Annotated in this window: 23 protein-coding genes; 9 read left to right on the top strand and 14 right to left on the bottom strand. The window is 61.7% G+C overall.

The window, feature by feature from the left end; genetic code table 11:
• The 8 genes from SO156_RS29315 to SO156_RS29280 form a co-directional block, all read right to left on the bottom strand.
• Positions 1-1,074, bottom strand: a complete 1,074-nt coding sequence (locus tag SO156_RS29315; protein ID WP_458150127.1) for an ABC transporter ATP-binding protein — start codon at positions 1,072-1,074, stop codon at positions 1-3.
• A 3-nt stretch (positions 1,075-1,077) separates the two neighbouring features.
• Positions 1,078-1,917, bottom strand: coding sequence for a carbohydrate ABC transporter permease (locus tag SO156_RS29310; RefSeq protein ID WP_498537190.1), 840 nt, complete (start codon positions 1,915-1,917; stop codon positions 1,078-1,080).
• Positions 1,914-2,792, bottom strand: coding sequence for a carbohydrate ABC transporter permease (locus SO156_RS29305; RefSeq protein ID WP_498537189.1), 879 nt, complete (start codon positions 2,790-2,792; stop codon positions 1,914-1,916). The genes SO156_RS29310 and SO156_RS29305 overlap by 4 nt, the downstream gene beginning before the upstream one ends.
• A 102-nt stretch (positions 2,793-2,894) precedes the next feature.
• Positions 2,895-4,343 carry an extracellular solute-binding protein gene (locus tag SO156_RS29300; protein ID WP_498537188.1) on the bottom strand — a complete coding sequence of 483 codons (1,449 nt, stop codon included), beginning with the start codon at positions 4,341-4,343 and terminating at the stop codon, positions 2,895-2,897.
• A gap of 68 nt (positions 4,344-4,411) precedes the next feature.
• Positions 4,412-5,461: an NAD(P)-dependent oxidoreductase gene (locus tag SO156_RS29295; RefSeq protein ID WP_498537187.1), complete on the bottom strand. Its 1,050-nt coding sequence runs from the start codon at positions 5,459-5,461 to the stop codon at positions 4,412-4,414.
• Positions 5,458-6,213 carry an HpcH/HpaI aldolase family protein gene (locus tag SO156_RS29290; RefSeq protein ID WP_498537186.1) on the bottom strand — a complete coding sequence of 252 codons (756 nt, stop codon included), beginning with the start codon at positions 6,211-6,213 and terminating at the stop codon, positions 5,458-5,460. Before SO156_RS29290 ends, SO156_RS29295 begins: the two co-directional genes overlap by 4 nt.
• Before the next feature lie 83 nt (positions 6,214-6,296).
• Entirely contained in the window at positions 6,297-7,016 is a 720-nt protein-coding gene (locus SO156_RS29285) for an FCD domain-containing protein (RefSeq protein WP_498537185.1), read from the bottom strand.
• Between the two features lie 243 nt (positions 7,017-7,259).
• Positions 7,260-8,324, bottom strand: a complete 1,065-nt coding sequence (locus tag SO156_RS29280) for a LacI family DNA-binding transcriptional regulator (protein WP_498537184.1) — start codon at positions 8,322-8,324, stop codon at positions 7,260-7,262.
• Between the two features lie 176 nt (positions 8,325-8,500).
• Between SO156_RS29280 and SO156_RS29275 the strand changes: the two genes are divergently transcribed.
• From SO156_RS29275 to SO156_RS29235, 9 genes are all read left to right on the top strand, one after another.
• Positions 8,501-9,754, top strand: coding sequence for an ABC transporter substrate-binding protein (locus SO156_RS29275; RefSeq protein ID WP_498537183.1), 1,254 nt, complete (start codon positions 8,501-8,503; stop codon positions 9,752-9,754).
• A 75-nt stretch (positions 9,755-9,829) separates the two neighbouring features.
• Entirely contained in the window at positions 9,830-10,708 is an 879-nt protein-coding gene (locus SO156_RS29270; protein ID WP_498537182.1) for a carbohydrate ABC transporter permease, read from the top strand.
• Between the two features lie 5 nt (positions 10,709-10,713).
• Positions 10,714-11,598, top strand: a complete 885-nt coding sequence (locus SO156_RS29265; protein WP_498537208.1) for a carbohydrate ABC transporter permease — start codon at positions 10,714-10,716, stop codon at positions 11,596-11,598.
• 6 nt (positions 11,599-11,604) lie between these two features.
• On the top strand, positions 11,605-12,690 hold the full coding sequence (locus SO156_RS29260) for an ABC transporter ATP-binding protein (protein WP_458150116.1): 1,086 nt from the start codon (positions 11,605-11,607) through the stop codon (positions 12,688-12,690).
• A 27-nt stretch (positions 12,691-12,717) separates the two neighbouring features.
• Entirely contained in the window at positions 12,718-13,479 is a 762-nt protein-coding gene (locus SO156_RS29255; protein ID WP_498537181.1) for a sugar phosphate isomerase/epimerase family protein, read from the top strand.
• Between the two features lie 14 nt (positions 13,480-13,493).
• Positions 13,494-14,654, top strand: a complete 1,161-nt coding sequence (locus SO156_RS29250; protein WP_498537180.1) for a Gfo/Idh/MocA family protein — start codon at positions 13,494-13,496, stop codon at positions 14,652-14,654.
• A 150-nt stretch (positions 14,655-14,804) separates the two neighbouring features.
• On the top strand, positions 14,805-15,860 hold the full coding sequence (locus tag SO156_RS29245) for a sugar phosphate isomerase/epimerase family protein (protein ID WP_498537179.1): 1,056 nt from the start codon (positions 14,805-14,807) through the stop codon (positions 15,858-15,860).
• 13 nt (positions 15,861-15,873) lie between these two features.
• Positions 15,874-17,049, top strand: a complete 1,176-nt coding sequence (locus SO156_RS29240) for a Gfo/Idh/MocA family protein (RefSeq protein ID WP_498537178.1) — start codon at positions 15,874-15,876, stop codon at positions 17,047-17,049.
• 499 nt (positions 17,050-17,548) lie between these two features.
• Positions 17,549-17,722 carry a hypothetical protein gene (locus SO156_RS29235; RefSeq protein WP_458147328.1) on the top strand — a complete coding sequence of 58 codons (174 nt, stop codon included), beginning with the start codon at positions 17,549-17,551 and terminating at the stop codon, positions 17,720-17,722.
• Positions 17,723-17,758: 36 nt separating this feature from the next.
• On the opposite strand, the gene SO156_RS29230 is transcribed toward SO156_RS29235, so the two are convergent.
• From SO156_RS29230 to SO156_RS29205, 6 genes are all read right to left on the bottom strand, one after another.
• Complete coding sequence (locus tag SO156_RS29230) at positions 17,759-18,472, bottom strand: GntR family transcriptional regulator (RefSeq protein ID WP_498537207.1); 714 nt, start codon at positions 18,470-18,472, stop codon at positions 17,759-17,761.
• A gap of 72 nt (positions 18,473-18,544) precedes the next feature.
• Positions 18,545-19,348: an aspartate/glutamate racemase family protein gene (locus SO156_RS29225; protein ID WP_498537177.1), complete on the bottom strand. Its 804-nt coding sequence runs from the start codon at positions 19,346-19,348 to the stop codon at positions 18,545-18,547.
• Positions 19,349-19,363: 15 nt separating this feature from the next.
• Positions 19,364-20,086 carry an ABC transporter ATP-binding protein gene (locus tag SO156_RS29220; protein WP_498537176.1) on the bottom strand — a complete coding sequence of 241 codons (723 nt, stop codon included), beginning with the start codon at positions 20,084-20,086 and terminating at the stop codon, positions 19,364-19,366.
• Positions 20,087-20,089: 3 nt separating this feature from the next.
• The gene (locus SO156_RS29215) at positions 20,090-20,869 is read right to left on the bottom strand and encodes an ABC transporter ATP-binding protein (RefSeq protein ID WP_458147321.1); all 780 of its coding nucleotides are present in this window, start codon (positions 20,867-20,869) and stop codon (positions 20,090-20,092) included.
• Positions 20,870-20,872: 3 nt separating this feature from the next.
• Positions 20,873-21,850: a branched-chain amino acid ABC transporter permease gene (locus SO156_RS29210; RefSeq protein WP_458147320.1), complete on the bottom strand. Its 978-nt coding sequence runs from the start codon at positions 21,848-21,850 to the stop codon at positions 20,873-20,875.
• A 2-nt stretch (positions 21,851-21,852) separates the two neighbouring features.
• On the bottom strand, positions 21,853-22,719 hold the full coding sequence (locus SO156_RS29205; protein ID WP_498537175.1) for a branched-chain amino acid ABC transporter permease: 867 nt from the start codon (positions 22,717-22,719) through the stop codon (positions 21,853-21,855).
• Positions 22,720-22,771 lie beyond the last annotated feature (52 nt).

Genomic DNA, 22,771 nt, shown 5'->3' with positions numbered 1-22,771 from the left:
TCAAATGACCTTGTCAGTTTGTGGATCGATCAGAACGGCGCGGTTCATATCGATGTCGATACGAACCTGTTCGCCCGGCGCGGTGACTTCGTGAGCCGCGAATTCCGCGGTGATGCTGATTCCCCCGAGCGGCATGCTAACCTGCACCCGGGAGCCTGTTGGTTGGACGAGTTCTATAGTCGATGGCAACTGCACGTGACCTGGCGCAGCGCTCGCGCTGGCTTTGGCAATGTGCTGGGGTCTGAGTCCCAAAATAATCGCTTGGCCGTTTGGCGCCTTGCGTCCGGTAGGCAGGGTCAGCTTGGTTCCGTCGCGAAGGGTTACCTCTCCGGTCTCGATGGTGGCGGGCAGGAAGTTCATCTTCGGGCTGCCGAGGAAGCCGGCCACGAAGCGCGTTGCCGGCCGCTCGAACAAATCGAGCGGCGTGCCGAGCTGTTCAATCCTGCCGTCGCGCAGCAGCGCGATGCGGTCAGCGAGCGTCATCGCCTCGATCTGGTCGTGAGTCACGTAAATGATGGTGCGGCCGAGTTCCTGATGGAGCCGCTTGATTTCAACCCGCATATCGTCGCGAAGCTGGGCATCGAGATTGCTCAGCGGTTCATCGAATAGAAAGAGCAGTGCGTCCCGCACGATCGCGCGGCCGATCGCGACGCGCTGGCGTTGACCGCCAGAAAGCTCACGTGGAAATCGCTGGAGAAGTTGCGCAATGCCGAGCATGTCGGCGGCGCGCTTCACACGTTTGTCGATCTGGGCGTACGCAACTTTCCTCGCACGCAAGCCAAATGCAATGTTTTCATAAACGTTGAGATAGGGATAGAGGGCGTAGTTCTGGAACACCATCGCGATGTCGCGATCGCGCGGGCGTGCCCACGTGACGTTCTGTCCGCCGATTTCGACTGTTCCGGCGCTCGCCTCCTCAAGTCCTGCGATGGTACGAAGCAGGGTTGATTTGCCGCATCCCGATGGACCTACCAGGACCGTGAATTCGCCCGAGGGTACCTCAAGATCGATTCCCTTGACGGCGTGGTATGTGCCGTAGTGCTTGTGGAGTCCGGTAATCTTCAGGTCCGACACGAGCTAACCCTTGACTGCGCCCATTGATATGCCGCGGACGAGATAGCGCTGCAGCGTTGCGACGGTGATGAATACGGGAATGGTCCCAAGCACCGACATCGCGGCGATCTTGGACCAGAAATTCGACTGGCCGCCGAAGTAATGCGTGACCTGGACCGTGTAGGTCGTGACCTCGGTGCGGGTGAGCACCAGTGCAAACAGAAAGTCGTTCCAGGAAAAGACGAAGGTGAAGACCGCGGTAGCGAACAGTCCGGAGCGCGCCATCGGAAATACCACCTTCCACAGAACCTCCCAACGATTGCAGCCGTCGATGAGGGCGCTCTCTTCGAGCTCTAGCGGAATTTCCTCGATATAGCCCCGCATCATCCAGATCACATAGGGGAGGCTGAACGCCGTATAGAGGATGATAAGCCCGATGTAGGTATCGACCCAGCCGAGCCAGACATAGAAGAGGAAGATCGGAAATGCGATGGCCACGGGAGGCATCATGCGCTGCGATATAATCCAAACGCCGAGGTTTTCGCCGCCCGTCTTGAAGCGCGCCAGTGAGTAGGCGGCGATGGTGCCGAAGATCATGGCGAAGAAGGTTGATACCGAAGAGAGTACCAGGCTGTTGCCGACCGTTTTGGCATCGCCATCCTTGAACAGCACCGCATAATTGTTGAACTGGATGCTCTTCGGATACCACACCGGTGGAAAAGCAAAGATCTCGCCTGGAGTCTTGAACGAAATGGCAAACAGCCAGTAGATCGGAAAGACAAATATAACGACGAGGAGCGTCGCCATGAGATAGCGCAAGACGAGCTTCGTCTCCTTGCGGCGATGGAGCGGTGCGCCTTTCATTTTGCCAGCCCCATGCGCCGAATGGCCCAGGTCACGATGACGGTGAGAAGCGCGATGACAAGGAAGGCGATCGCCGCCGTGTAGCTCGACTCGAACTGCCTGAATCCCTGGATATAGGTATAGACGGAAATGGTCTCGGTCATCGTGCCGGGACCGCCCGCCGTGAGCGCCCAGATGATGTCGAAGATGCGGAAGAGGTCGAGGCCACGGATCAGAATGGCGATCGACATGACCGGAAAGATTGCCGGGAGGACAACATAGCGGAAGCTGCGCCAGAACCGCGCTCCGTCGATCTCAGCCGCTTCGGTTAATGAGCGGTCGACATTGGAAAGGGCGGCGAGCAAGATCAGGAACATGAACGGTGTCCACTGCCAGATCTCGCAGAAGATGATGGCGGGATAGACGAGTCCGGGATTGACCGTCCACAGGGCCGCCACAGGGTGGCCAGCGAACCAGCCAATGATCTGGTTGATCGGACCATAGCGGTTATCGAACAGGAGCCGCCATGTGGCGCCGGCGACGATCGGTGAGATGATTGTCGGCAGCACCAGCAGCGAAACCAGAAGCTGTCGCCCGGGCATGCGGTCGAGGAACAGGTAGGCCATGGCGAGGCCGAGAAGCAACTCGATGGGCAGGGCTATGACCATGATAAGCAATGTGTGGAGGAGCGACTGCCATAGTCTCGCGTCATGAAAGAGCTGGACGTAGTTCACCAATCCGGCAAAGGATGTGTCGGTCTCCAGCATGGTGACGCGCATGAAGCTCACCACAAGCGAGAAGATCAGTGGGAACAGGCCTACCAGCAAGAGCAGGAAGACGGCCGGCGAGATCAGCCAGTATTTGAAGTTGCGGTCGGGATGGGCGATGGCGGCCATGGTTGAATTCGGGATACGTTCCGCTTTGGTCTCGTGCCGTCGTCGACAGCGGGCGGAGCCTCTCCCGCTCGAAAGCGGGAGAGGGGAGAGGGAGGGGCGTGCCTATGTTTTCGGATAGGCGCCGGACTCAGCGGCCCAAGCCGCATAGACCGGCTTCTGCTTGTCGACGCCGATCTTCTGCGTAATGTCGTTCCACTGGGCTGCTGCCGCGTCGAGGATCGTCTTCGGATCGTCGCCTGCCCACAGCTTTGAAATCGCCTGGCGCAAGACCTCCTCATATTTGTCGGTTTGCAGAAGCGACAGATCGAGAAGACCCGTCTGCGAGGCCTGTTTCAAGGCCGCCAGATAGTCCTTGGCATTTGGCCACAGGGCGAGATAGCCAGGATCCGCATAGTGCGCGTCGCGGAACGGGTCGCGTAGCGTATAGGGAAGCTGAACGCGCTGGCGGCTCACAGCGTCGCTATTGAGCCACTGGATGAACAGATAGGCGGCGTCCTTGTTTTTCGAGGTGGACGAAATCGACAACGCAAAGCCTGCAGCGAGCTCGGGATGTCCTCCCGGCGGTAGGGCGTAGCCCACCTTGCCTGCGATAGTTGTCTTCGGGACCCAGTTCAGTGCCTCCTGGTCCGTACCATAACCCTCGGCCCAGCGCCCATAGGGTGGCCAGGAGATGGTCATGGCCGATTGGCCCTGCAGGAAAGTCGCGAGATTCTCCACAAAGCCGAACTGCTCCACGCCTGGCGGCATGAACTTGTTCTCGTTGCGCATGTCGGCGAAGACCTTGACGCCGACATCGGAATTGATCGTGGCCTTCATGGTGTCAGCGTCGAAGAACTTGCCGCCCTCATTGCGGAAGCGCTCCTCGAACATGTACATCGCATAAGGAGGCTGCCGGAAGAAGGCGGCGCCGTAGATACCCTTGTCCTTTAGGACGTCCGTAAGACCAGCTCCGACGACATCGAAATCCGCCCATGTCTTCGGCACCGCGAGGTCCTTGCCTGTCTTCTCCTTGAAGGCCTTCTGCACGGCTGGATCCTCGAAGAGGTCGCGCCGATAGTACATCAGGAAAACGTCGCCATCATCGGGGAAGCCGTAGATCTTGCCGCCAACCTTCATCTGGTTGTCGCGATAGGTCGGCGCAATCGTCTGTAGCTCGGGAGCGTAGCCGTATTTCTCGACATAGGGGTCGAGTACCTCGAGCGCGCCGGCCTGGGCAAGATCGGGCATCCAGGCAGGTATGACGTTGAGCGCGTCGTATGCGCCGGCTCCTGACTTGTAGTCCTGCATGATCTTGGTGAACATCTCGGCAGTCGCGACCTCGACCACCTTCACGTCCATCCCGGTCAGCTCTTTCCACTTTGGACCCGAGAAGTGAGTGGGATCGAGCGACTGAAGCCCTGCCTCCCAGACGATCGTGATCGTGCGCCCCTTGTATTGCTGCGCGGCCTTGACGGCGGTGTCGGCGGCTGACTCGGCCCATGCCGGCCTTCCCATTGTTGCGGTGAGGCCGGCGACTAGACCAATCTTTCCGAAATCACGTCTATTGATCATTGTATCCTCCCGTTCCTTGAATGGCAGAGCCTTTCAAATGTCCCTCGCTCGTTAGCGGCGAGGAATTCTCAATGGGCAAATTGGCGGCGGTACTCCTCCAGTTTGCGTCGGAAAGTAGGTTTCTCGAGTACCGCGCGATTGACGATACTGCTCGGGATCCGCCCGTGTTGAATGTCGAGTACAGCCCTGACGTCGGCTGCACCATTTCCGGCGAAGCACTGATCGGTCCAGCAAAGCGCATGAGGCGTCACGATGACATTGTCGAGCGCGAACAGCGGATCGGATGGATCGGTCGGCTCCTGCTCGAATACATCGAGGGCGGCGCCTGCGATCCGCCCTGTCGCCAGAGCGTCTGTGAGCGCCTTTTGATCGACGATTGGTCCGCGCGCGGTGTTGATGAAGAGCGCGGTGTTCTTCATCAGAGCGAGCCGGTCGGCGTTCACGAGATGGCGCGTCTCGGCCGTTAGTGGGCAGTTCACCGTAACGACGTCGGCCCGGGCGAAGAGGTCGTCGAGACCGACGAGTTCGACTCCCAGCGCGGCGGCCAGCTTGGTATCCACAAGTGGATCATGAGCGATGAACCTCATGTCGAACGGCTTGGCGAGCCGGAACAGTTCGGCCCCGATATTGCCGATACCGATCGAACCGAGCACCTTGCCGACCAGGCCAAAGCCCATATGCTCGCCACGGGCGGCAAAACCCAGCGGTCCTTGCCGGGTCAGCTTATCCTTCACCATCAGCTTTCCGGCGAGTGCCAGAATGAAGGTCATGATCGACACCGCGACAGGGCGGCGCACGCCGTCCGGCGTGATCGCCAATGCGATGTCCGCGGCGGTACAGGTTGGCACATCGACCGTGTCATAGCCGACGCCAAAGCGGGCTATGATGCTCAGCCTGCCGTTTTTGGGGGCGCTTTCGGGCGCAAAGCGGTGAGCCAGCAGGATAAGTGCGTCGAAGCCCTCAAGATCTCTGCTGCGCAGAGGGTTGGCGTTATCCAAATAGACCATTTCCACGCCGGGGGCCTCCAGCAGAGGCTTCAGATCGAAATCGGGGTAGACGGCCGAGCCGTCGGCCTTCCTGAAATCACCTGAAAGGGCAACACGAAATGGCGCGTTCATGTCGTGCATCCCTTCCGCAAGGTGGTGATTGCGGCGGTCAGCGCATCCCGAAGCACCCACACGTCACCCGAATAGCAGCAAAAATCGAAGCCCTGCTTGTAGAGCGCTATGCCGACATCGGTGGTCGGTACAAGGCGGCCCAGTGCCTTCTTGTGCTTCTTGGCAGCCGCAATCGTCTGCTCGACCGCTTTCAGAAATTTCGGATGGTCGAACTGGCCGGGAATGCCGAGCGATACTGACAAATCGAAATGGCCGATCCACAGGCAGTCGACGCCATCGACGGCGGCTATCCCGTCGGCATTTTCGGCACCTTCAGCAGTCTCGATCTGGCAGAACAGCGTTGTCTGCTCGTTGGCAGCCGCAAGCTTCTCTGGCACCGGGCCCTGCCCATAGGCATCATGCGCAATACTCAAGGCAACGCCACGTCGCCCGTCCGGATAATATTTCATGCAACCAACGACGCCCTCCGCTTCCGCGGCAGTGCTAACCATCGGGATCATGATCCCTTCCGCACCCGCGTCGCAGGCGCGCGCGATGTGGTGATATTCCTGTGAAGGCACGCGGACGATGGCCGGCAACCCTGCGGCTTCAAAATAGCGTGCAGCACTCTTGACGGTCTCGAAGCCGAAGCCCGAATGCTCGAGGTCGAAAAGCGCGAAATCGCAACCCGCTTGTTTGAGGATATGGCCAATTCCCGGAGTGGCAAACTCGACGATGAAATGACCAAGCTTGGCCTCTGGCGTGCGGGTCATTTGTTTGAGTCCGGCACGAGCCATTGTTCATCCTCCCGTTTGGCGTCTGTTGTTCGACCCCTTGAAGTTGAGATCAAACCCAGTCAGCGTTCTTGTTCATGTGCCCTGCGGACTTTCCAGTAGAGCGTGCCCACCTGATCGAGGTGCGAGCGCATGCGGGCATCGGCAAGTTCCGGATCGTGCGCCTTGATCGCTTCGAAGATCGCGACATGCGCATCGAAGGCGACCCGGTTCTGGCCGGGATAGCTGAGCGTCACACGTCTCTGGTCAACGAGCCAATCGATGATAGCTCGGTGCATGACTACGTAGATGGGATTCTTGGGGATCGTCGCGATCGCGTAGTGAAATGTTATGTCCGAGTCCTCAAAGCGTTCGACGTCGCCAATGGACTTGTAGTTCGCGTCAAGCGCATCGTTCAGGTAGCGGATATCCTTTGCTGTGGCGTTGCGTGCAGCATCCCGTGCCAGGCCGGTCTCAAAGAGGGCACGCGCATCTTGGAAATGACGGATGCCGTCGTCATCGGAAAGCAGATATTTGGCGCTGCTCGACAGTGACGTCATAACGACTTCGGCATTCGGCGCTGTGACCCGCGCTCGCGAACCTGCGCGGAGATCAACAAGCCCCGCGCGTTGCAGATGAAACAGTGCCTCGCGGATGGCTGTCCGGCCAACGCCGAATTCCGTCATGAGCTGACGTTCCGATGGCAGCTCGGCACCAGCCAGCAAATCCCGATCGCGTATCCTCTGCTCGAGGATGTCGACAACCTGCTCAAAGAGACGCGATCGCTTGAGCTGAGGGGACATTGGTATACCTAGTATACCAGAGCAGGCTAGGTCCTGCTGTTGCCGCTGTCAACAAGGCCATGATTGACGAAGGGTCTCCGAGGAGATGGCTCTAGATCTCAAGCGCAGCAAAGGTCGACAGCAAGCCTTCAATGCGATGCGCTACACGCGGATCGGCAGCCTTCCGCAAAGCGGACTAATCGAACCAGAGCGTCGGGCGGGTTGCGTTACCAATCGCGCATCCTGACCAAGCTGCTGGTCGTCCTAACCGGACCTCGCGCCCCGGGATGAGTGGCCGAGATTCTTCCGCGGCGCGCTCGTGCTGTCGCGTAGTATCAGCGTGGCGGGAAGCTTGATGTCCTTCCGTAGGCCCGTTTTGCCGATCGTCATCAGCGCGATGAGTTCGGCTGCGGCGGTGGCCCCGAGGTCACGGCGGGGCTGGACGATGGTCGTCAAGGTCGGCTCGCAATAGTCAGCATAAGCAATGCCGTCAAAGCCGACGACGGAGAGATCGTCCGGAACCTGCAGGCCGGCCGCGTACACGGTCTTGATCAGGCCGATCGCCATCTCGTCATTGGCTGCAAACAGCGCGGTCGGACGTGCCGCGGGCTTGAGCGCCAGCAGCGTTCGGCCGGCCTCGACGCCGGTGCGGAAAGTGAAATCGCCGGGCAGGATCAAGCCTGCGGAAGCAGCAATCCCCGCTTCGTGCAAGGCCAGCCGATAGCCTTCGAGACGCTGCTGCTCCAGGATGTTGGATTTCGGTCCAGACAGATAGGCGATACTCGTGTGTCCCAGCTCGATCAGGTGTCGCACCGCCTCGCGGGCCGTGCCGACATTGTCGATTGTGACTTGGGGGAAGCTTTCGCCGGAAATGTACTCGCAAGCGGCAACAAGCGGTACGCGCGCGTCGCGCAGGTCGCGGTCGGGGCTGCGCATCATATGGCCGCACAAGAGCAGCACGCCGTCGGCCTGACCGGCGCAGACCAGGTCGACATAGCGCGCCTCCTTCTCCGGCGATCCTGCCAGGTTGGCGATGATGAGTCCGTAGCCGGCAGTCGACAGGGTGTCGTCGATGCCCTGCAAAACCTCGCCAAAGAACGGGTTGGCGATGTCAGGCACCGCCACCAGGACTACCATGGTTTTCCGGACACGCAGGTTCCTTGCAGAAATGTTCGGTGTGTAGCCGGTCTCGCGCACCGCAGCGAGCACGCGTGTGCGGGTTTCCTCAATCACAACCTCGGGACGCGCCAGCGTCCGGCTGACGGTCGCAACCGAAACTCCCGCCAGGCGCGCGACGTCGGCGATCTTGGCCGCCTTTGGACGCGTCACTCTGCTTCGTTTTGCCATATGGAGGTTCGCAATTTCACGGTCATGAGGGTGCTTGCAAAATCTAGGAGTTCTGATACGATACGATGTAATCGATTACATTCGATCAGGCAAGAACGAGCCCATAAGGGCCGCAAGCCGAATAAACAGCCTGCAAAAGGCACATCCGGGAGGGAATGATGAAGCGCACGCTGTTCGCATCGGTGGCGATTGTCGCCACGGCCTTTTCCGTGACATTGGCCTCGGTGCCTGTCTCCGCAGAAGAGATGAAGGCCGAGGTCATCCACTGGTGGACCTCGGGCGGCGAAGCCGCCGCGGTGAAGGTGTTTGCCGATCAGTTCACCAAGGCCGGCGGGACATGGATTGACAGCGCTGTGGCTGGCGCCGCCAATGCGCGGAATGCTGCGATCAGCCGCACTGTCGCCGGCAATCCTCCGACCGCGATGCAGCTCAACACCGGCAAGCAGTTCGACGAGCTGGTGGAGGGCGATCTGCTCGCCGATGTCGACGCGGTCGCAACCGAAGGCAACTGGAAAGGCGTGATGCCCGCCGCGATCGTTGCCGCGGCGACCCGCAACGGCAAGATGTACGCTGTACCGATCAACATCCACGGTCAGAATTGGCTCTGGTACAACAAGGCTGTGCTCGCCTCCGTCGGCGCCGCCGAGCCGAAGACCTGGAATGACGCTCTAGCCATTCTCGACAAGCTTAAGGCCGAGGGCAAGGTGATCCCGCTGGCCTTCTCGGGCCAGAAGAACTGGGAACAAAACCTGTTCAACTCGGTCATGATCGGCGTCGGCGGCGCACAGATGTGGACCGGCATTCTCGGCAAGCATGACGTGTCGCTGGCGCGGAGCGCCGAGTTCAAGGCGGTCGCCGTCACCTACAAGAAGCTCAAGGACTATGTCGATGCCGGCGCGCCCGGCCGCAACTGGAATGACGCGACCAACCTCGTCATCCAGGGCAAGGCCGGAATGCAGATTATGGGCGACTGGGCCAAGGGCGAATTCGTCGCGGCGGGCAAGGTCGCCGACAAGGACTATGGCTGCACGGTGCTGTCTAATGGCAGCGGCGGTTATGTGATGGGCGGTGACGTGTTCGTATTCCCGAAGGCGAAGGACCCATCCACCACCAAGGCGCAGATGACCTTGGCGAGACTGATGTTGGCGCCAGAGACCCAGATCCAGTTCGCGCTGAAGAAGGGCTCGATCCCGGTGCGTAACGATGTCGATACGTCAGCACTGGACGCTTGCGCCCAAAAAGGCATGCGCTACGTCGCAGACAAGGCCCAGCAAATGCCGTCCGGCGACATGCTGGCGCCGCCGGCGCTGATCGGCGCGCTCCAGGATGCCATCTCGCAATATTGGAACACCAACATGAGCGCCGATGAATTCACCGCCAAGGTCGCCGCGGTGCTGAAGTCCCAGGAGTGATGCATCACGAAAGGCGGCTGACGAACCGTCGGCCGCCTTTCCTTCCTGTCGATCTCTCTTCAATCCGGCGATGCGATGCGTCTTTCGCTGAACTCCCGACTGTCCGCGCTCTCCGCGCTCTTGCCGGCGCTGATGGTGATGCTCGTCGTCTATATCGGTGCCACCAGTTGGACCGTGTGGATATCGCTGACCAATTCGCGCATGCTTCCGAACAACAATTTCGTCGGGCTTCGGCAATACGAGATGTTGCTTGGCAACGATCGCTGGATCACCTCGGTCCACAACATCGTTATCTACGGTGTGCTGCTGGTTTCGCTCGCGCTTGTGGTCGGCTTCCTGCTGGCGGTTGCGATCGATCAGCGGGTGAGGGCCGAGGACACGATCCGATCGATCTATCTCTATCCCTATTCGATGTCCTTCATCGTCACGGGTCTGGTCTGGCAATGGTTGTTCAACCCAACGCTCGGCATTCAGCATGTGCTGCGCAGCTGGGGCTTCGAAGGCGCGACCTTCGACTGGATTGTGCGGCCGGAGACCGCAATCTACTGCCTGGTCATCGCGGGCGTCTGGCAGGCTTCGGGGCTGGTGATGGCGATCATGCTCGCCGGCCTGCGCGGCGTCGATGATGAGATCTGGAAGGCGGCGCGGGTCGACGGTCTGCCAAAATGGCGGGTCTATGTGTCGATCATCATTCCGATGATGGGTGCGAGCTTTGCGACCGCCGCGGTGCTGCTGTCGACGGGCGTGGTGCGCCTCTATGACCTCTCGGTATCCATGACCAATGGCGGGCCCGGCATCGCCTCGGAGGTGCCCGCTAAATTCGTCATGGATCATCTGTTCGAGCGCGCCAATATCGGCCTTGCGACGGCTGCGGCCACCACCATGCTGATCACGGTGATCGCGGTGGTCGCGCCCTATCTTTACTGGCGCGCGCGCAGGGGAGAGATGCGATGACCGCGGTGGCGCAGGCGTTGCCCGCCGCACGGCGGCCGAGGCGCATGAGTCCGGCGCGCTGGGGCCTCTATGCCTTCATCCTCATCACCGCGCTCTACTTCCTGCTGCCGCTCTATGTGATGGTCGTAACCTCGCTGAAGCCGATGGCGGAGATCCGGCAGGGGAATCTGTTGGGCTTGCCCGCAGCTCCCGGCGTCGACGCGTGGATCAAGGCTTGGACCTCGGCCTGCACCGGGCTGACCTGCCAGGGCATCAAGATCGGCTTTTTCAACTCGTTGCGCATTCTGGTGCCGTCCGTCGGCGTCTCCATTCTGATCGGCTCGCTCACCGGCTATGCGCTGTCGCTATGGCGTGTGCGTGGCGCCAACCTCCTGTTCGGCGCGATGATGGTGGTCGCCTTCATTCCCTATCAGGTGTTCATCTACCCCCTGGTACGCGTGTTCTCCTTCACTGGGCTCGGGCAGTCGCTCCTGACCATCGTGATCGTCCACACGATCTTCGGCCTTCCCACCATGACGCTGTTGTTCCGCAACTATTTCGCATCGCTGCCGGTCGAGTTGTTCAAGGCCGCGCGCGTCGACGGCGCCGGCTTCTACCAGATCTATGGGCGGATCATGATGCCGATGGCCACGCCCATGATTGTGGTCGCGGTGATCTTGCAGACCACCGGCATCTGGAACGATTTCATTCTGGGGCTCGTCTTCGCGGGCCGCGACAATCTGCCGATGACGGTGCAGCTCAACAACATCGTCAATTCGACGCAAGGCGAGCGCGCCTACAATGTCGACATGGCAGCGACGCTGCTGACTGCGCTGTTGCCGCTCGCTGTCTATTTCGGCTCCGGCCGCTGGTTCGTGCGCGGCATCGCCGCCGGCGCTGTGAAGGGCTGACGCAGCATGCAGAAATCGGACGTCGACATCAGGAGTCTGCAGATCGGTTTTGGCGGCCTGAAGGTGCTGGAGAATCTCAATCTCCACGTCGAGGCGTCCGAGTTCCTCGTGCTGCTTGGGCCGTCCGGCTGCGGCAAGTCGACATTGCTCAACGCGATCGCTGGGCTCATCGACGTCAAGGGTGGCGAGATCCATATCGGGGGCCGCGATGTCACCTGGGCAGAACCGAAGGATCGTGGCATCGCGATGGTGTTCCAGAGCTACGCGCTCTATCCGCGCATGAGCGTGCGAGGCAACATGTCGTTCGGGCTAAAGGTCGCCGGCACGCCGCAGGGCGAGATCGAGCGTCGCCTCAGTGAGGCAGCGCAGATGCTGCGACTTACCAGTCTCCTCGACCGCCGTCCCGGCGAGCTTTCCGGCGGCCAGCGCCAGCGTGTCGCGATTGGACGGGCGCTGGTGCGCCATGCCGGAGTCTATCTGTTCGACGAGCCGCTCTCCAATCTGGATGCCCAGCTGCGCGCCGAGCTCAGGGTCGAGATCAAGCGGCTTCATGCACGGCTGGGCGCCACCATGATCTATGTGACGCACGACCAGATCGAGGCGCTGACGCTTGCGGACCGCATCGCGGTCATGCAGGGCGGCGTGATCCAGCAGCTCGACACACCGAGGAAGATCTATCGCGAGCCGGTCAATCGCTTCGTCGCTTCGTTCGTAGGCTCGCCCGCGATGAACTTCATTCCTGGTCGTCTCGCGCGCGGCAGCGAGCTCGGATTCATCGCCGGCGTAAACCGGCTCGGCCTGCACGGCTATGTCTTCCGCAGCCAGCCGACCGACGCGCCGGTCGTTCTCGGCATCCGGCCCGAGCATATCGAGTTGACTGCGTCCGGCGATCCATCCTCCGTGTCCGCGCGCGTCGAGATGATTGAGCCGATGGGCGCCGACACGCTGATCTGGTGTCGCCTCGCCGACGGCACTCCCTTCTCTTTCCGCCATGACGCCGACGCGCAAGTGCGTGTGGGGGACACGCTTGCCGTCCGCTTCCCCGCCGAAGCCCTGTCGCTGTTTGATGAGACGAGCGGACAGCGCCTCTAGATCCCCCATCCCAGCCGAAAGCGAGACATGACCAAGCCCATCGACAGATTCTCCATCCAGCTCTATTCCGCCCGCTCCATTAGCCCGCTCGAAGCGCAATTCGCGCTGCTGTCCAGGCTCGGCTACGCGATGGTCGAGCCCTGGGGCGCGCTGTTCAACGATCCCGTGACGCTGAAGCGGCTGCTCGGGCGCCACGGCATGACTGCCCCGAGCGCTCATGTCGGTCTCGACCGCTTGCGCGAGGATGCGGTCGGCACGGCGAGGATGTGCAACGAGATTGGCATCGAGACCATCTTCGCGCCAGCCCCGCCATTGGGCGAGCGCGAGGGCGACGAAAAGCATTGGCGCGCCATCGGGCGCGAACTTGCCGAGATCGGAAGGATGGTGAGCGGCGAGGGGCTCAAATTCGGCTGGCACAACCATCATTGGGAGTATGGCCGCAGCGGGAGCGGCAAGACCTATCTCGAGTGCATGTTCGAGGAGGCCCCCGACCTCGCCTGGGAGGCCGATCTCGCATGGATCGTGCGCGGTGGCGGCGATCCCGTCGCCGAGATCAAGAAGCATGCTCAGCGTCTGGTCGCCTGCCACATCAAGGATCTCGCGCCATCGGGAGAATGCGCTGATGAGGATGGCTGGGCCGATCCCGGCCACGGCACCATGAATTGGCCGGCGCTGCTCGCGGCGATGAAGGAGGCCGGGGTCTCTCTGTTCGTCGCTGAACACGACAAACCGAACGACGTCGCCCGCTTCGCGCACCGCGCGCGCGAGACCGTGTCGTCGTGGACGTGACGGGGGGTCGGATCATGAGCAGGCTCGGTGTCGGCATCGTCGGATGCGGCAACATCTCGACGATCTACATGCACAACATGTCGAAATTCCGCGATCTCAGGCTGGTCGCCTGCGCGGATCAGCGGCCGGAGGCCGCACAGGCCCAGGCGGCGAAGTTCGAGATCGAGGCGTTGTCGATCGACGCGCTGCTGGCGCGTCCCGATATCCAGATCATCGTTAATCTGACCACGCCGGAGGCGCATTTTGCGATAAGCCACGCTGCGTTGACTGCAGACAAGCACGTATTCGGCGAGAAGCCGATTACGATCGAGGCCAACGACGCCGCGACGCTGGTGGCGGAGGCGGCGCATCGCGGCTTGAAGCTCGGCTGCGCGCCGGATACTTTCCTTGGCGGCGGCGGGCGTATGGCACGCGAATTCGTGGATGCGGGGCGGATCGGCAAAGTGCTCTATGGCACCTGCTTTCTCATGTCGCATGGCATGGAACACTGGCATCCCGATCCGACGTTTTTCTTCAAACGGGGCGGCGGGCCGATCCTTGACATGGGTCCGTATTACCTTGCGGCACTGATAAACCTGTTGGGGCCCGTTGCGCTCGTGCAGGGACGTGCGAGCGCCGGCTTCGCCACGCGGCTCGTCAGCTCGAAGGGGCCGATGAACGGCAAGACCATCGCGGTGGAAACGCCGACGACGGTGATGTCGTTGCTGCATTTCGAGTCTGGTGCCGACATCATCTTCGCGATGAGCTGGGACGTCTGGAAGCACGGACATCCGCCGATCGAGCTCTACGGCACCGAGGGTTCGCTGCGCGTGCCCGACCCCAACTTCTTCGGCGGCGCAGTGCAATACACCGAGAAGGGCGGCGACTGGATCTCGGTCACAGCCGACGACCGACCGTTCGGCAAGCCCAACTGGCGCTCGCCGAATTGGGCCGATCACATGCCGAACCAGGCCAACTATCGTTGTCTGGGCATCGCCGAGCTCGCAAGCGCAGTGCTGCGCGGCACGCCGCACCGCTCCTCTGGCGCGCTGGCGAGCCACGCGCTGGAGGTGAAGCACGCGATCCTCAAGGCCAGCGTCGAAGGCGGCGAGATCGCAGTGCGTTCGCGCGTCGAGCGACCGGCGCCGCTGACCGACGTCGATGCGATGGCGTTGTGGGCCGGGGAGACGTTCTGAGGCGGGACCGTCCCGGGACGTGATTGCCGGTCTAGGCATTCGGGTGAAATGCACCGTTCCTGGAACCGGCAAGAGAAGGCGAGTTTTGGTGGGGTATCGAGCTCAGCGGGCGCTTGCTGCTCGAGCGTCCAGGATAGAAGGAAGCATTCGATGAAGATGATCAAGGGACCGGCGATATACCTCGCCCAGTTCGCGGCCGACGAGGCGCCGTTCAACTCCTTCGACTCGATCTGCGGATGGGCAGCCTCGCTCGGCTACAAGGGGGTTCAGATTCCGAGCTGGGATGGGCGGCTCTTTGACCTGAAGAAAGCCTCGGAGTCGCAGGACTACGCCGACGAGGTGAAGGGGATCGCCGCCCGCCACGGGCTTGCGATCACCGAACTCTCGACCCATCTCCAGGGCCAGCTCGTAGCCGTTCACCCGGCCTATGATGCGGCATTCGACGGCTTCGCCGCGCCGGAGGTGCGTGGCAACGCCAAGGCCCGCACGGAGTGGGCCGTCGACCAGGTCAAGCGCGCGATCCTGGCGTCCAGACGACTCGGGATCACTGCACAAGCGACCTTCTCGGGTGCACTTGCCTGGCCCTATGTCTATCCCTGGCCGCAGCGTCCGGCGGGCCTCATCGAGACCGCCTTCGACGAGCTCGCCAGGCGCTGGCGGCCGATCCTCGACTATGCCGATGAGCACGGTGTCGATCTCGCCTATGAGATCCATCCCGGCGAGGACCTTCACGACGGCATTTCCTATGAGATGTTTCTCGACCGAGTGAAGGGCCACAAGCGCGCGAACCTGCTCTACGACCCCTCGCACTTCGTGCTGCAGCAGCTCGACTATCTCGACTACATCGACATCTACCATCAGCGCATCAAGGCATTCCACGTCAAGGACGCCGAGTTCAACCCGACGGGCCGCCAGGGCGTCTATGGCGGGTTTCAGAGCTGGGTCGACCGTGCCGGCCGCTTCCGATCGCTCGGCGACGGCCAAGTCGATTTCGGCGCCATCTTCTCGAAGCTCACGCAATACGATTACGACAGCTGGGCAGTGCTCGAGTGGGAATGTGCGATGAAACATCCCGAGCAAGGCGCGCGCGAGGGGGCCGAGTTCATCAAGAGCCATATCATCCGGGTTACAGAGAATACCTTCGACGATTATGCAGGCTCCGGCGCCGACGACGAAGCGAACCGCAAGATGCTCGGTCTTTCGTGAGCGGGAGAAGCAAATGGCGATCAAGGCAAGCAATGAAGCCGGCACTCATGCTCGTATCAGACTAGGAATGGTCGGCGGTGGCCAGGGGGCCTTCATCGGCGCAGTCCATCGCATTGCCGCTCGCATCGACGACCAGTTCGAGCTGGTTGCCGGCGCGCTCGCGTCCGATCCGGTTCGAGCCAAGGCCTCGGCGAAGGAGCTCGGCATTGCCGATGATCGTGCCTATGGCTCCTTCGAAGAGATGGCCAAGGCCGAAGCCGCGCGAGCGGACGGCATCGAGGCAGTCTCGATCGTGACGCCCAATCACATGCACAGTCCGGTCGCGAAGGCCTTCCTTGAAGCAGGCATCCACGTCATCTGCGACAAGCCGCTGACGACGACCGTCGCCGAGGCCGAGGAGCTGGTGGCACTGGTCAGGAAGACGGGCCGGGTCTTCGTGGTGACGCACAACTACACGGGCTATCCCATGGTCCGGCAGGCCCGCGCCATGGTCGTGAATGGCGATCTCGGCGAGATCCGGCTGGTCCAGGCCGAGTATCTCCAGGATTGGCTGACTGAGCGATTGGAGGCAAGCAGCCACAAACAGGCGGCGTGGCGCACGGACCCGGCCCGGTCCGGCGCTGGCGGGTGCATCGGCGACATCGGGACCCACGCATACAATCTCGCCTGCTTCGTCACCGGACTCGAACTCGACGAATTGCTTGCCCAACTGTCGACCTTCGTCGAGGGGCGGCGCCTTGATGACGATGTCCAGATCCTCCTCAGGTGGAAGGGCGGTGCCAAGGGAATGCTGTGGGCCAGTCAGATCGCCGTCGGCAATGAGAACGGCCTGACGCTGCGCGTCTACGGTAGCAAAGGTGGCCTCGAATGGGCACAGGAGAATCCGAACCATCTCTGGTTCACGCCCTACGGCCGGCCCAAGCAACTCCTGACTCGCGGCGGCGCCGGCGCCTTGAGCGAGGCGTCGCGCGTCGCCCGCGTCCCCTCCGGCCACCCCGAGGGCTATCTCGAAGGTTTCGCAACAATTTATGCTGAGGCAGCGCGCGCCATCCGCGCGGCAAGGGTCGGTGAAAAGCTGGATCCCAACGTGATCTTCCCGACCGTTGAGGATGGCTTGGCAGGCGTGAAGTTCATCGATGCAGCTGTAAAGTCCTCGGCGTGCAAAGGCACCTGGGTTCGGATGACGTAACTGCCGCCGCGTCGCGCAGGATCCGGAATGCAATGGGCTCATGCCATTGGGGCATTGCGCCGAGGGCAGCAAGGTCCCTGCGGCAAAATCCGTTCCGGTGCGTCTGTGGGCTCGGTTATCGTTCGGATGGTCCAGCAATCAGCTGAGGCGAGGGGTGTTCATCGAGGGCTTGAGCGCGCGCCGTTCACCGACGCGTTTCAGTCGAGGGCCGAGGCGAGGCTTGCGGTTCACGCCTGCCCGTCGGCAGAAGCAGGCCCAACTGGTCAGCACGTCGTTTGACGGAAGCTGTGTGGCGTCCAAGCTGCTTCGCGATCGCTGGCGCACTCGTCTTCAGACGCGCAAGTTCGATCAAGAGCCTAGTCTCGTCTTCAGTCCAAACACGCGGTTTTGAGGACTCCATGGCCATCGTTCGCTCCAGCGATCGAACCTCGATAAATTGCAAGGATGATTCGGGCACTACGAGGGCGATGTTGACAATGGCCGAGTGAAGGAGAGCCAGATGACGGAAGAGGGCGGGCGCTTCATCGAGGGCGTCTGGGCTATCTTCGGCTACGGCAACGTCGCCGGTCTGGGCGAGGCGCTGCACGGCATTGGCACGTCGTTGCCGACCTGGCGCGGCCAGAACGAGCAGACGGTCTCGATTGGGTCTTCAATTGCCCCCGGGAGGCCTTAGGATCCCCGCCGAAGGCGAGCTCGCGACGCACGGACGTTAAGCATCCTGAATCAGAATGTCGGTCAGGCTCTTTTCGTCGCGCGGTCGTGGCGTCAGATCCAGTCCTGTCAGCAGATCGGCTAGATGGCTTGTCATCAGCTCGGCTGCGACGTCGGTGTCGTGGCGGGCGATGGCGTCGACCAGATGATGATGGGCATGGCTTGCACAGATGGTGTCGCGCCGGATCCAATACAACGCGATTATTAGCGAAGAGCGTGTGACGAGGTCGGCGACGATCTCGCACAGGATCGACTGCGACGCGATCTGCGAGACCTCAACATGAAAATTGGCCGACAGCATCAGCGCGTCGCTGTCGCGTCCCTCACGTACCGCTTCGTGCTCCTGATCGAGATGGGCGCGCAGCCGCGCCACGTCGTCGGCCGTAGCGCGTGCGGCGGCAAGCGCTGCCGCGCGCGCCTCGACCAGCATGCGCATTTCGAAGATCTCGCGGGCTTCGGTCTGCGAGGGTTGTGCCACGAAGGCGCCGCGGTTCGGCTCCAGGCGCACGAGGCGATCGTGCGCGAGCGCCTGCAGCGCGGACCGGATCACGGTACGGCTCACCGCGTAGATCGAAGCCAGTTCGTCTTCGGGCAACTTGGTGCCGGGCGCCAGCCGATGGGCAAAGATCGCATCCCGCAGACGGGTGTAGGTCGCGGACCACCGCGCCGCTGGTTTCAAGGAGTAGGTCTGTCGGTCTTCGGTCGTGTGCATGGCCTCAGGAGCTGGACGGAGATAGCGACGGTGCAAGGTGCGATTTGATTTGTGCACGCGTTCTCATCGTCATCATATCGTGTGCTTCCCTGCAGGTGAAGTGGCGAGCGGGCGGGACGTGACGTCCGGCGCGGGCTGTGCCTGCGGAGCTTCTGGTGCGAACGCGGCAAACAGGCCATCATAAGGCTTGGCCCGCGGCGCGGCATAGCCGCCATGCTTTGATGTCTTGTGGCCGAGGCTTACCAGGCCTTCAGCGAGTTTCACCGCCGCGCCGACGCCGTCGACAACGGGAAGGCCGTGCTCGCGCGATAGCTCGGCAGCGAGATCGGCCATGCCGGCGCAGCCCAGCACGATCGCTTCGGCTCGGTCCTCGACCACGGCCTTGGCGATCTCGGCCGAGATGCGTTGGCATGCGTCCGAGCCGGGAATCTCGAGATCGAGCACCGGTATTTCCGATGCCCGTACCCGCGCGCAGCGGCTGGCCAAGCCGTATTTGGTGAGGTTGTGCTCGATTGCCGAGACCGAGCGTGACAACGTCGTCACAACGCTGAAACGACCTGCCAGCAGGCTCGCCATGTGGAAAGCGGCCTCGCCGATGCCGATGACCGGTGCGGTGGTGAGGCAGCGCGCCGCATCCAGCCCAGTGTCGTCGAAACAGGCGATGACATAGGCATCCACGTCTGGCGCAGCGCGCATCTGCGCCAGCAGACCTGGAATCGAGAATACTTCGTCATAGTAGCCTTCGATGCTCGGCGGGCCGTATGTCGGATTGACAGCCAGGATCGCGGTGCCGGGAGCTGCGGCTGCTTGCGCCGCCGCGCCGATCTTTTGCGTCATTGATGCAGTAGTGTTGGGATTGATGACCAGAATGCGCATAAGTGGTACCTGGACTCACAGTTCTCCGCCGAGATAGAGGGTCTTGATGCGTTCATCGTTGATGAGCTCAGCCGAAGACCCGGAGAGCGCGACGGCTCCGGTCGAGAGCGCATAGGCGCGGGCGGATATTTTGAGCGCGACGCGCGAATTCTGTTCGACCAGCAGCACGCTGACCTGCTCGTCGCGATTGATGGCGACGATCGATCGTGCAATGTCCTGCACCAGTTTCGGGGCAATGCCGAGTGAGGGCTCGTCGAGCAGAAGCAGCGTCGGCCGGCTCATCAGTGCGCGGCCGATGACCAGCATCTGCTGCTCGCCGCCGCTCATGGTTCCCGCCGGCTGGTTGTAGCGTTCGCGTAGCCGCGGGAAGCGCGTAAGTACCGCCTCGAGCGTGTTGGCGATTTCGGCCTTGTCGTGGCGCGTGAAAGCCCCCATCAGGAGATTGTCCTTCACGGACATCAGTGGAAATGAGCGGCGGCCTTCCGGGACCATCGCGATACCCATCTTCACCAGCTCATCGGGGGCTCGGCCATCGATGCGCTGGCCGCGAAACCGAATTTCGCCCTTGCGGATCTTGCGAAGGCCGGTGATGGCTCGCAAAATCGAGGTCTTTCCCGCACCGTTGGCACCGATCAGCGCCACGGTCTCGCCCTCGTTGACCTCGAGCGAGACGTTTCGCAGGGCGTAAACCTGGTCGTAATAGAGTTCGACTCCAGAAAAGGTGAGAAGCGGCTCCATCGACTACATCCCGATCGATTCGTCGGCGCTGCCGAGATAGGCCTCGATCACACGCGGGTTTTGCTGGATCTCCGTCGGCGTTCCTTCCGCGATCTTCTCGCCGAAATTCAACACGACAATGCGGTCGGAAATCTTCATGACGGCGGGCATATCATGCTCCACCAGGAGGACGGTGACGCCGCGATCGCGTACCGCGCGCACCAGCTGGACCGCACGTCGGGTTTCGTCATGGTTCATGCCGGCAAAGGGTTCGTCGAGCAGCAGGATCCTGGGATTGGTGGCAAGTCCGATGGCTATGCCCAGCGCGCGTAGATGGCCTTGCGGCAGGGTGTTGGCCAACTGTCCCGCGATCGTTCCGAGACCGAGAAAATCAAGGATCTCGTCAGCAGAGCGGGCAAACTCGCGCTCGTCGGCGCGCGCGATCGTCGAACCAGCGTAGAACCCGAGCAGGCCGGCGCGCGAACGCAAATGGTGGGCGATGATGACGTTGTCGCGCACGCTCATCGTCTTGAATATGGTGGTTTCCTGGAAGGTACGTACGACTCCGGCACGCGCCACGACGTGGGGGGCCAGACCGGAGATGCGGTTGCCGCGCAGAAGCACTTCGCCATCGCTCGGTCGCATGAACGAGGCGATCAACTTGAACAGGGTCGACTTGCCGGCGCCGTTCGGCCCGATCACCGAAAGAATCTCGCCCTCGCGCACGGAGAAAGAGATTCCATTCACGGCGACGAGGCCACCGAAGCGCTTGGTGAGAGATTTGACCTCAAGCAACTCCGCCATGGCTCAGCTCTCCTTCCGCCGCGGCGCAAACAAGCTGAGAATGCCGTTGGGCAGCACGAGCATCAGCGCGATGAGCACCGTGGAATAGATCAGCAGCTGGTACTCACCCGTTCTGAACAGAAAATCCCAGCCGAAATACAACACGAAGGTGCCGACCAACGGGCCTATCACGTACCCCAAGCCGCCGAGAAAACAGTTCAGCATGAAATTGACTGAATCGGCGACAGCGAAGCTCGACGGATAGATCGATTGCGCGATGGCGACGAACATGGCGCCGCCAATCCCGCCCAGGAACGAGGAAATCGCATAGGCAATGATACGCAACGCCGCGACGTTGACGCCGATCGAGGAGGCCAGCTCTTCATTTTGCTGAAGCGACAGGCAGAGTTGCCCGATGCGAGAATGGACCAGGCGATAGACGCCTGCGAATACCAGCACCATCAGCGCCACCGTCACGAAATAGAACGCCTGGCGCGGGTTAGTCAGCGTTGCAAAATCCGGCAGCAGCGTGAGGCCGAACAGGCGGATCGCGCCTGGGGGCGGGATGTCGGTGATGCCTTTGGCGCCGTTGGTCAGCGGCACGGCGAGCGCCGAGAGCCGCGCCACTTCCGTCAGCACAAGCGTTACCATCGCGAAATAAACGCCGCGCAGCCGCAGGATCGGCAACCCGATCAGGATGCTGATGCCAGCGCAGAACAATCCGGCGAGCGGCAAGCTGAGCCAGAACGAGACGCCACCGGCTGTGACGAGTATCGCCGAGACGTAGCCGCCGAGCAGCGCATAGGCGCCCTGGCCGATGTTGATGCGGCCGATGAAGAAGGTCAGCCACACGCCTGCGCTGGCGATGCTCAGAAGCGCGACAGAGGTCAGCGTATAATAGAGGTCGCTGCGGCCACTGACCGCGATCAGCCAGGGCACAAGGACGAAGGCTACGACCAAAAACAGCGCCAGGGCCGAGACTTTGGATGCGGTGCTCGTCATCGTCAGCCCCACGGTTTGCCCATAAGCCCGTTGGGACGGATACTCAGGAACACCATCAAGGCTGCGAAGATCACGAGGTAGGTGATGTCTCCATAGGCATGCAGCACCGATAGGCCCACCGACTCGAGCATGCCGAGAATGAAGCCTCCGGCTATGGCGCCGCCGACCACGCCGGCGCCGCCGATCATCACCATCAGGAACGCCTTGATCGATATCGGCCCTCCAATGCCGGAGTTGACGCCGGTGATAGCGACCAGCAGGCCGCCGACCACCCCCGCCAACATCGCGCCGAGCGCGAATCCGATCATGGAATAGCGATCGACATTGACGCCCATCAGCTGCGCGGCGACGCGGTCCTGAGCCAGCGCCCGCATCGCCCGTCCGGGACGGCTGAACTGCATGTAAGCCATGAAGCTCGCGATCAACACCAGGGCAATGACGCCGACGGCGATCTTGTCATAAGGGATGATCAGCCAGTCGACGTTGAGCACACCGTTGACGATCTTCGGCACACCGCGCTGCTTCTCGCCGAACAACAGCAGGATGACCGCATCGAGGAAGAAGGCCGTACCGGCGGCGAGCAGCATGGTGCTCTCGTCGCGTACGCTGCGCCGGATCACGGTGCGGAATAGAAGCCGCTCGAACAGGGCGCCGATGATCGCCAGCGTCACGCCCGAACAGGCAAGCGCCACCACGAACGGCAGGTGCAGTTGGCCGTAGATCGTATAGGTGACGAAGCCGCCGAATACGTACATCTGACCATGCGCGAAATTCAGCACGTTCATCAGCGCGAAGATCAGCGTCAGGCCGAGCGCGATCAGGGCATATTGTGCGCCGAGGTAAAGGCCGTTCACGATGACCTGTGTCATGTGCAGTCCCGTTCGAGGAGCGCGACCAATCCGTTGCGCGCTACGGCTTGCG

Source organism: Bradyrhizobium sp. UFLA05-125 (genome assembly GCF_059803515.1).
Note: the sequence above shows the minus strand (reverse complement) of the source record. Positions and strands in the feature narration are given on the sequence as shown.

Bases quoted from the DNA above. Each gene is read 5' to 3' on its own strand.
- SO156_RS29235 (WP_458147328.1), top strand. From the start codon at position 17,549: ATGACGGAAGAGGGCGGGCGCTTCATCGAGGGCGTCTGGGCTATCTTC.
- SO156_RS29210 (WP_458147320.1), bottom strand. From the start codon at position 21,850: ATGACGAGCACCGCATCCAAAGTCTCGGCCCTGGCGCTGTTTTTGGTC.
- SO156_RS29225 (WP_498537177.1), bottom strand. From the start codon at position 19,348: ATGCGCATTCTGGTCATCAATCCCAACACTACTGCATCAATGACGCAA.
- SO156_RS29260 (WP_458150116.1), top strand. From the start codon at position 11,605: ATGCAGAAATCGGACGTCGACATCAGGAGTCTGCAGATCGGTTTTGGC.
- SO156_RS29295 (WP_498537187.1), bottom strand. From the start codon at position 5,461: ATGAACGCGCCATTTCGTGTTGCCCTTTCAGGTGATTTCAGGAAGGCC.
- SO156_RS29290 (WP_498537186.1), bottom strand. From the start codon at position 6,213: ATGACCCGCACGCCAGAGGCCAAGCTTGGTCATTTCATCGTCGAGTTT.
- SO156_RS29270 (WP_498537182.1), top strand. From the start codon at position 9,830: ATGCGTCTTTCGCTGAACTCCCGACTGTCCGCGCTCTCCGCGCTCTTG.
- SO156_RS29255 (WP_498537181.1), top strand. From the start codon at position 12,718: ATGACCAAGCCCATCGACAGATTCTCCATCCAGCTCTATTCCGCCCGC.
- SO156_RS29245 (WP_498537179.1), top strand. From the start codon at position 14,805: ATGAAGATGATCAAGGGACCGGCGATATACCTCGCCCAGTTCGCGGCC.
- SO156_RS29215 (WP_458147321.1), bottom strand. From the start codon at position 20,869: ATGGCGGAGTTGCTTGAGGTCAAATCTCTCACCAAGCGCTTCGGTGGC.
- SO156_RS29300 (WP_498537188.1), bottom strand. From the start codon at position 4,343: ATGATCAATAGACGTGATTTCGGAAAGATTGGTCTAGTCGCCGGCCTC.
- SO156_RS29285 (WP_498537185.1), bottom strand. From the start codon at position 7,016: ATGTCCCCTCAGCTCAAGCGATCGCGTCTCTTTGAGCAGGTTGTCGAC.
- SO156_RS29250 (WP_498537180.1), top strand. From the start codon at position 13,494: ATGAGCAGGCTCGGTGTCGGCATCGTCGGATGCGGCAACATCTCGACG.
- SO156_RS29275 (WP_498537183.1), top strand. From the start codon at position 8,501: ATGAAGCGCACGCTGTTCGCATCGGTGGCGATTGTCGCCACGGCCTTT.
- SO156_RS29220 (WP_498537176.1), bottom strand. From the start codon at position 20,086: ATGGAGCCGCTTCTCACCTTTTCTGGAGTCGAACTCTATTACGACCAG.
- SO156_RS29205 (WP_498537175.1), bottom strand. From the start codon at position 22,719: ATGACACAGGTCATCGTGAACGGCCTTTACCTCGGCGCACAATATGCC.
- SO156_RS29310 (WP_498537190.1), bottom strand. From the start codon at position 1,917: ATGAAAGGCGCACCGCTCCATCGCCGCAAGGAGACGAAGCTCGTCTTG.
- SO156_RS29305 (WP_498537189.1), bottom strand. From the start codon at position 2,792: ATGGCCGCCATCGCCCATCCCGACCGCAACTTCAAATACTGGCTGATC.
- SO156_RS29230 (WP_498537207.1), bottom strand. From the start codon at position 18,472: ATGCACACGACCGAAGACCGACAGACCTACTCCTTGAAACCAGCGGCG.
- SO156_RS29240 (WP_498537178.1), top strand. From the start codon at position 15,874: ATGGCGATCAAGGCAAGCAATGAAGCCGGCACTCATGCTCGTATCAGA.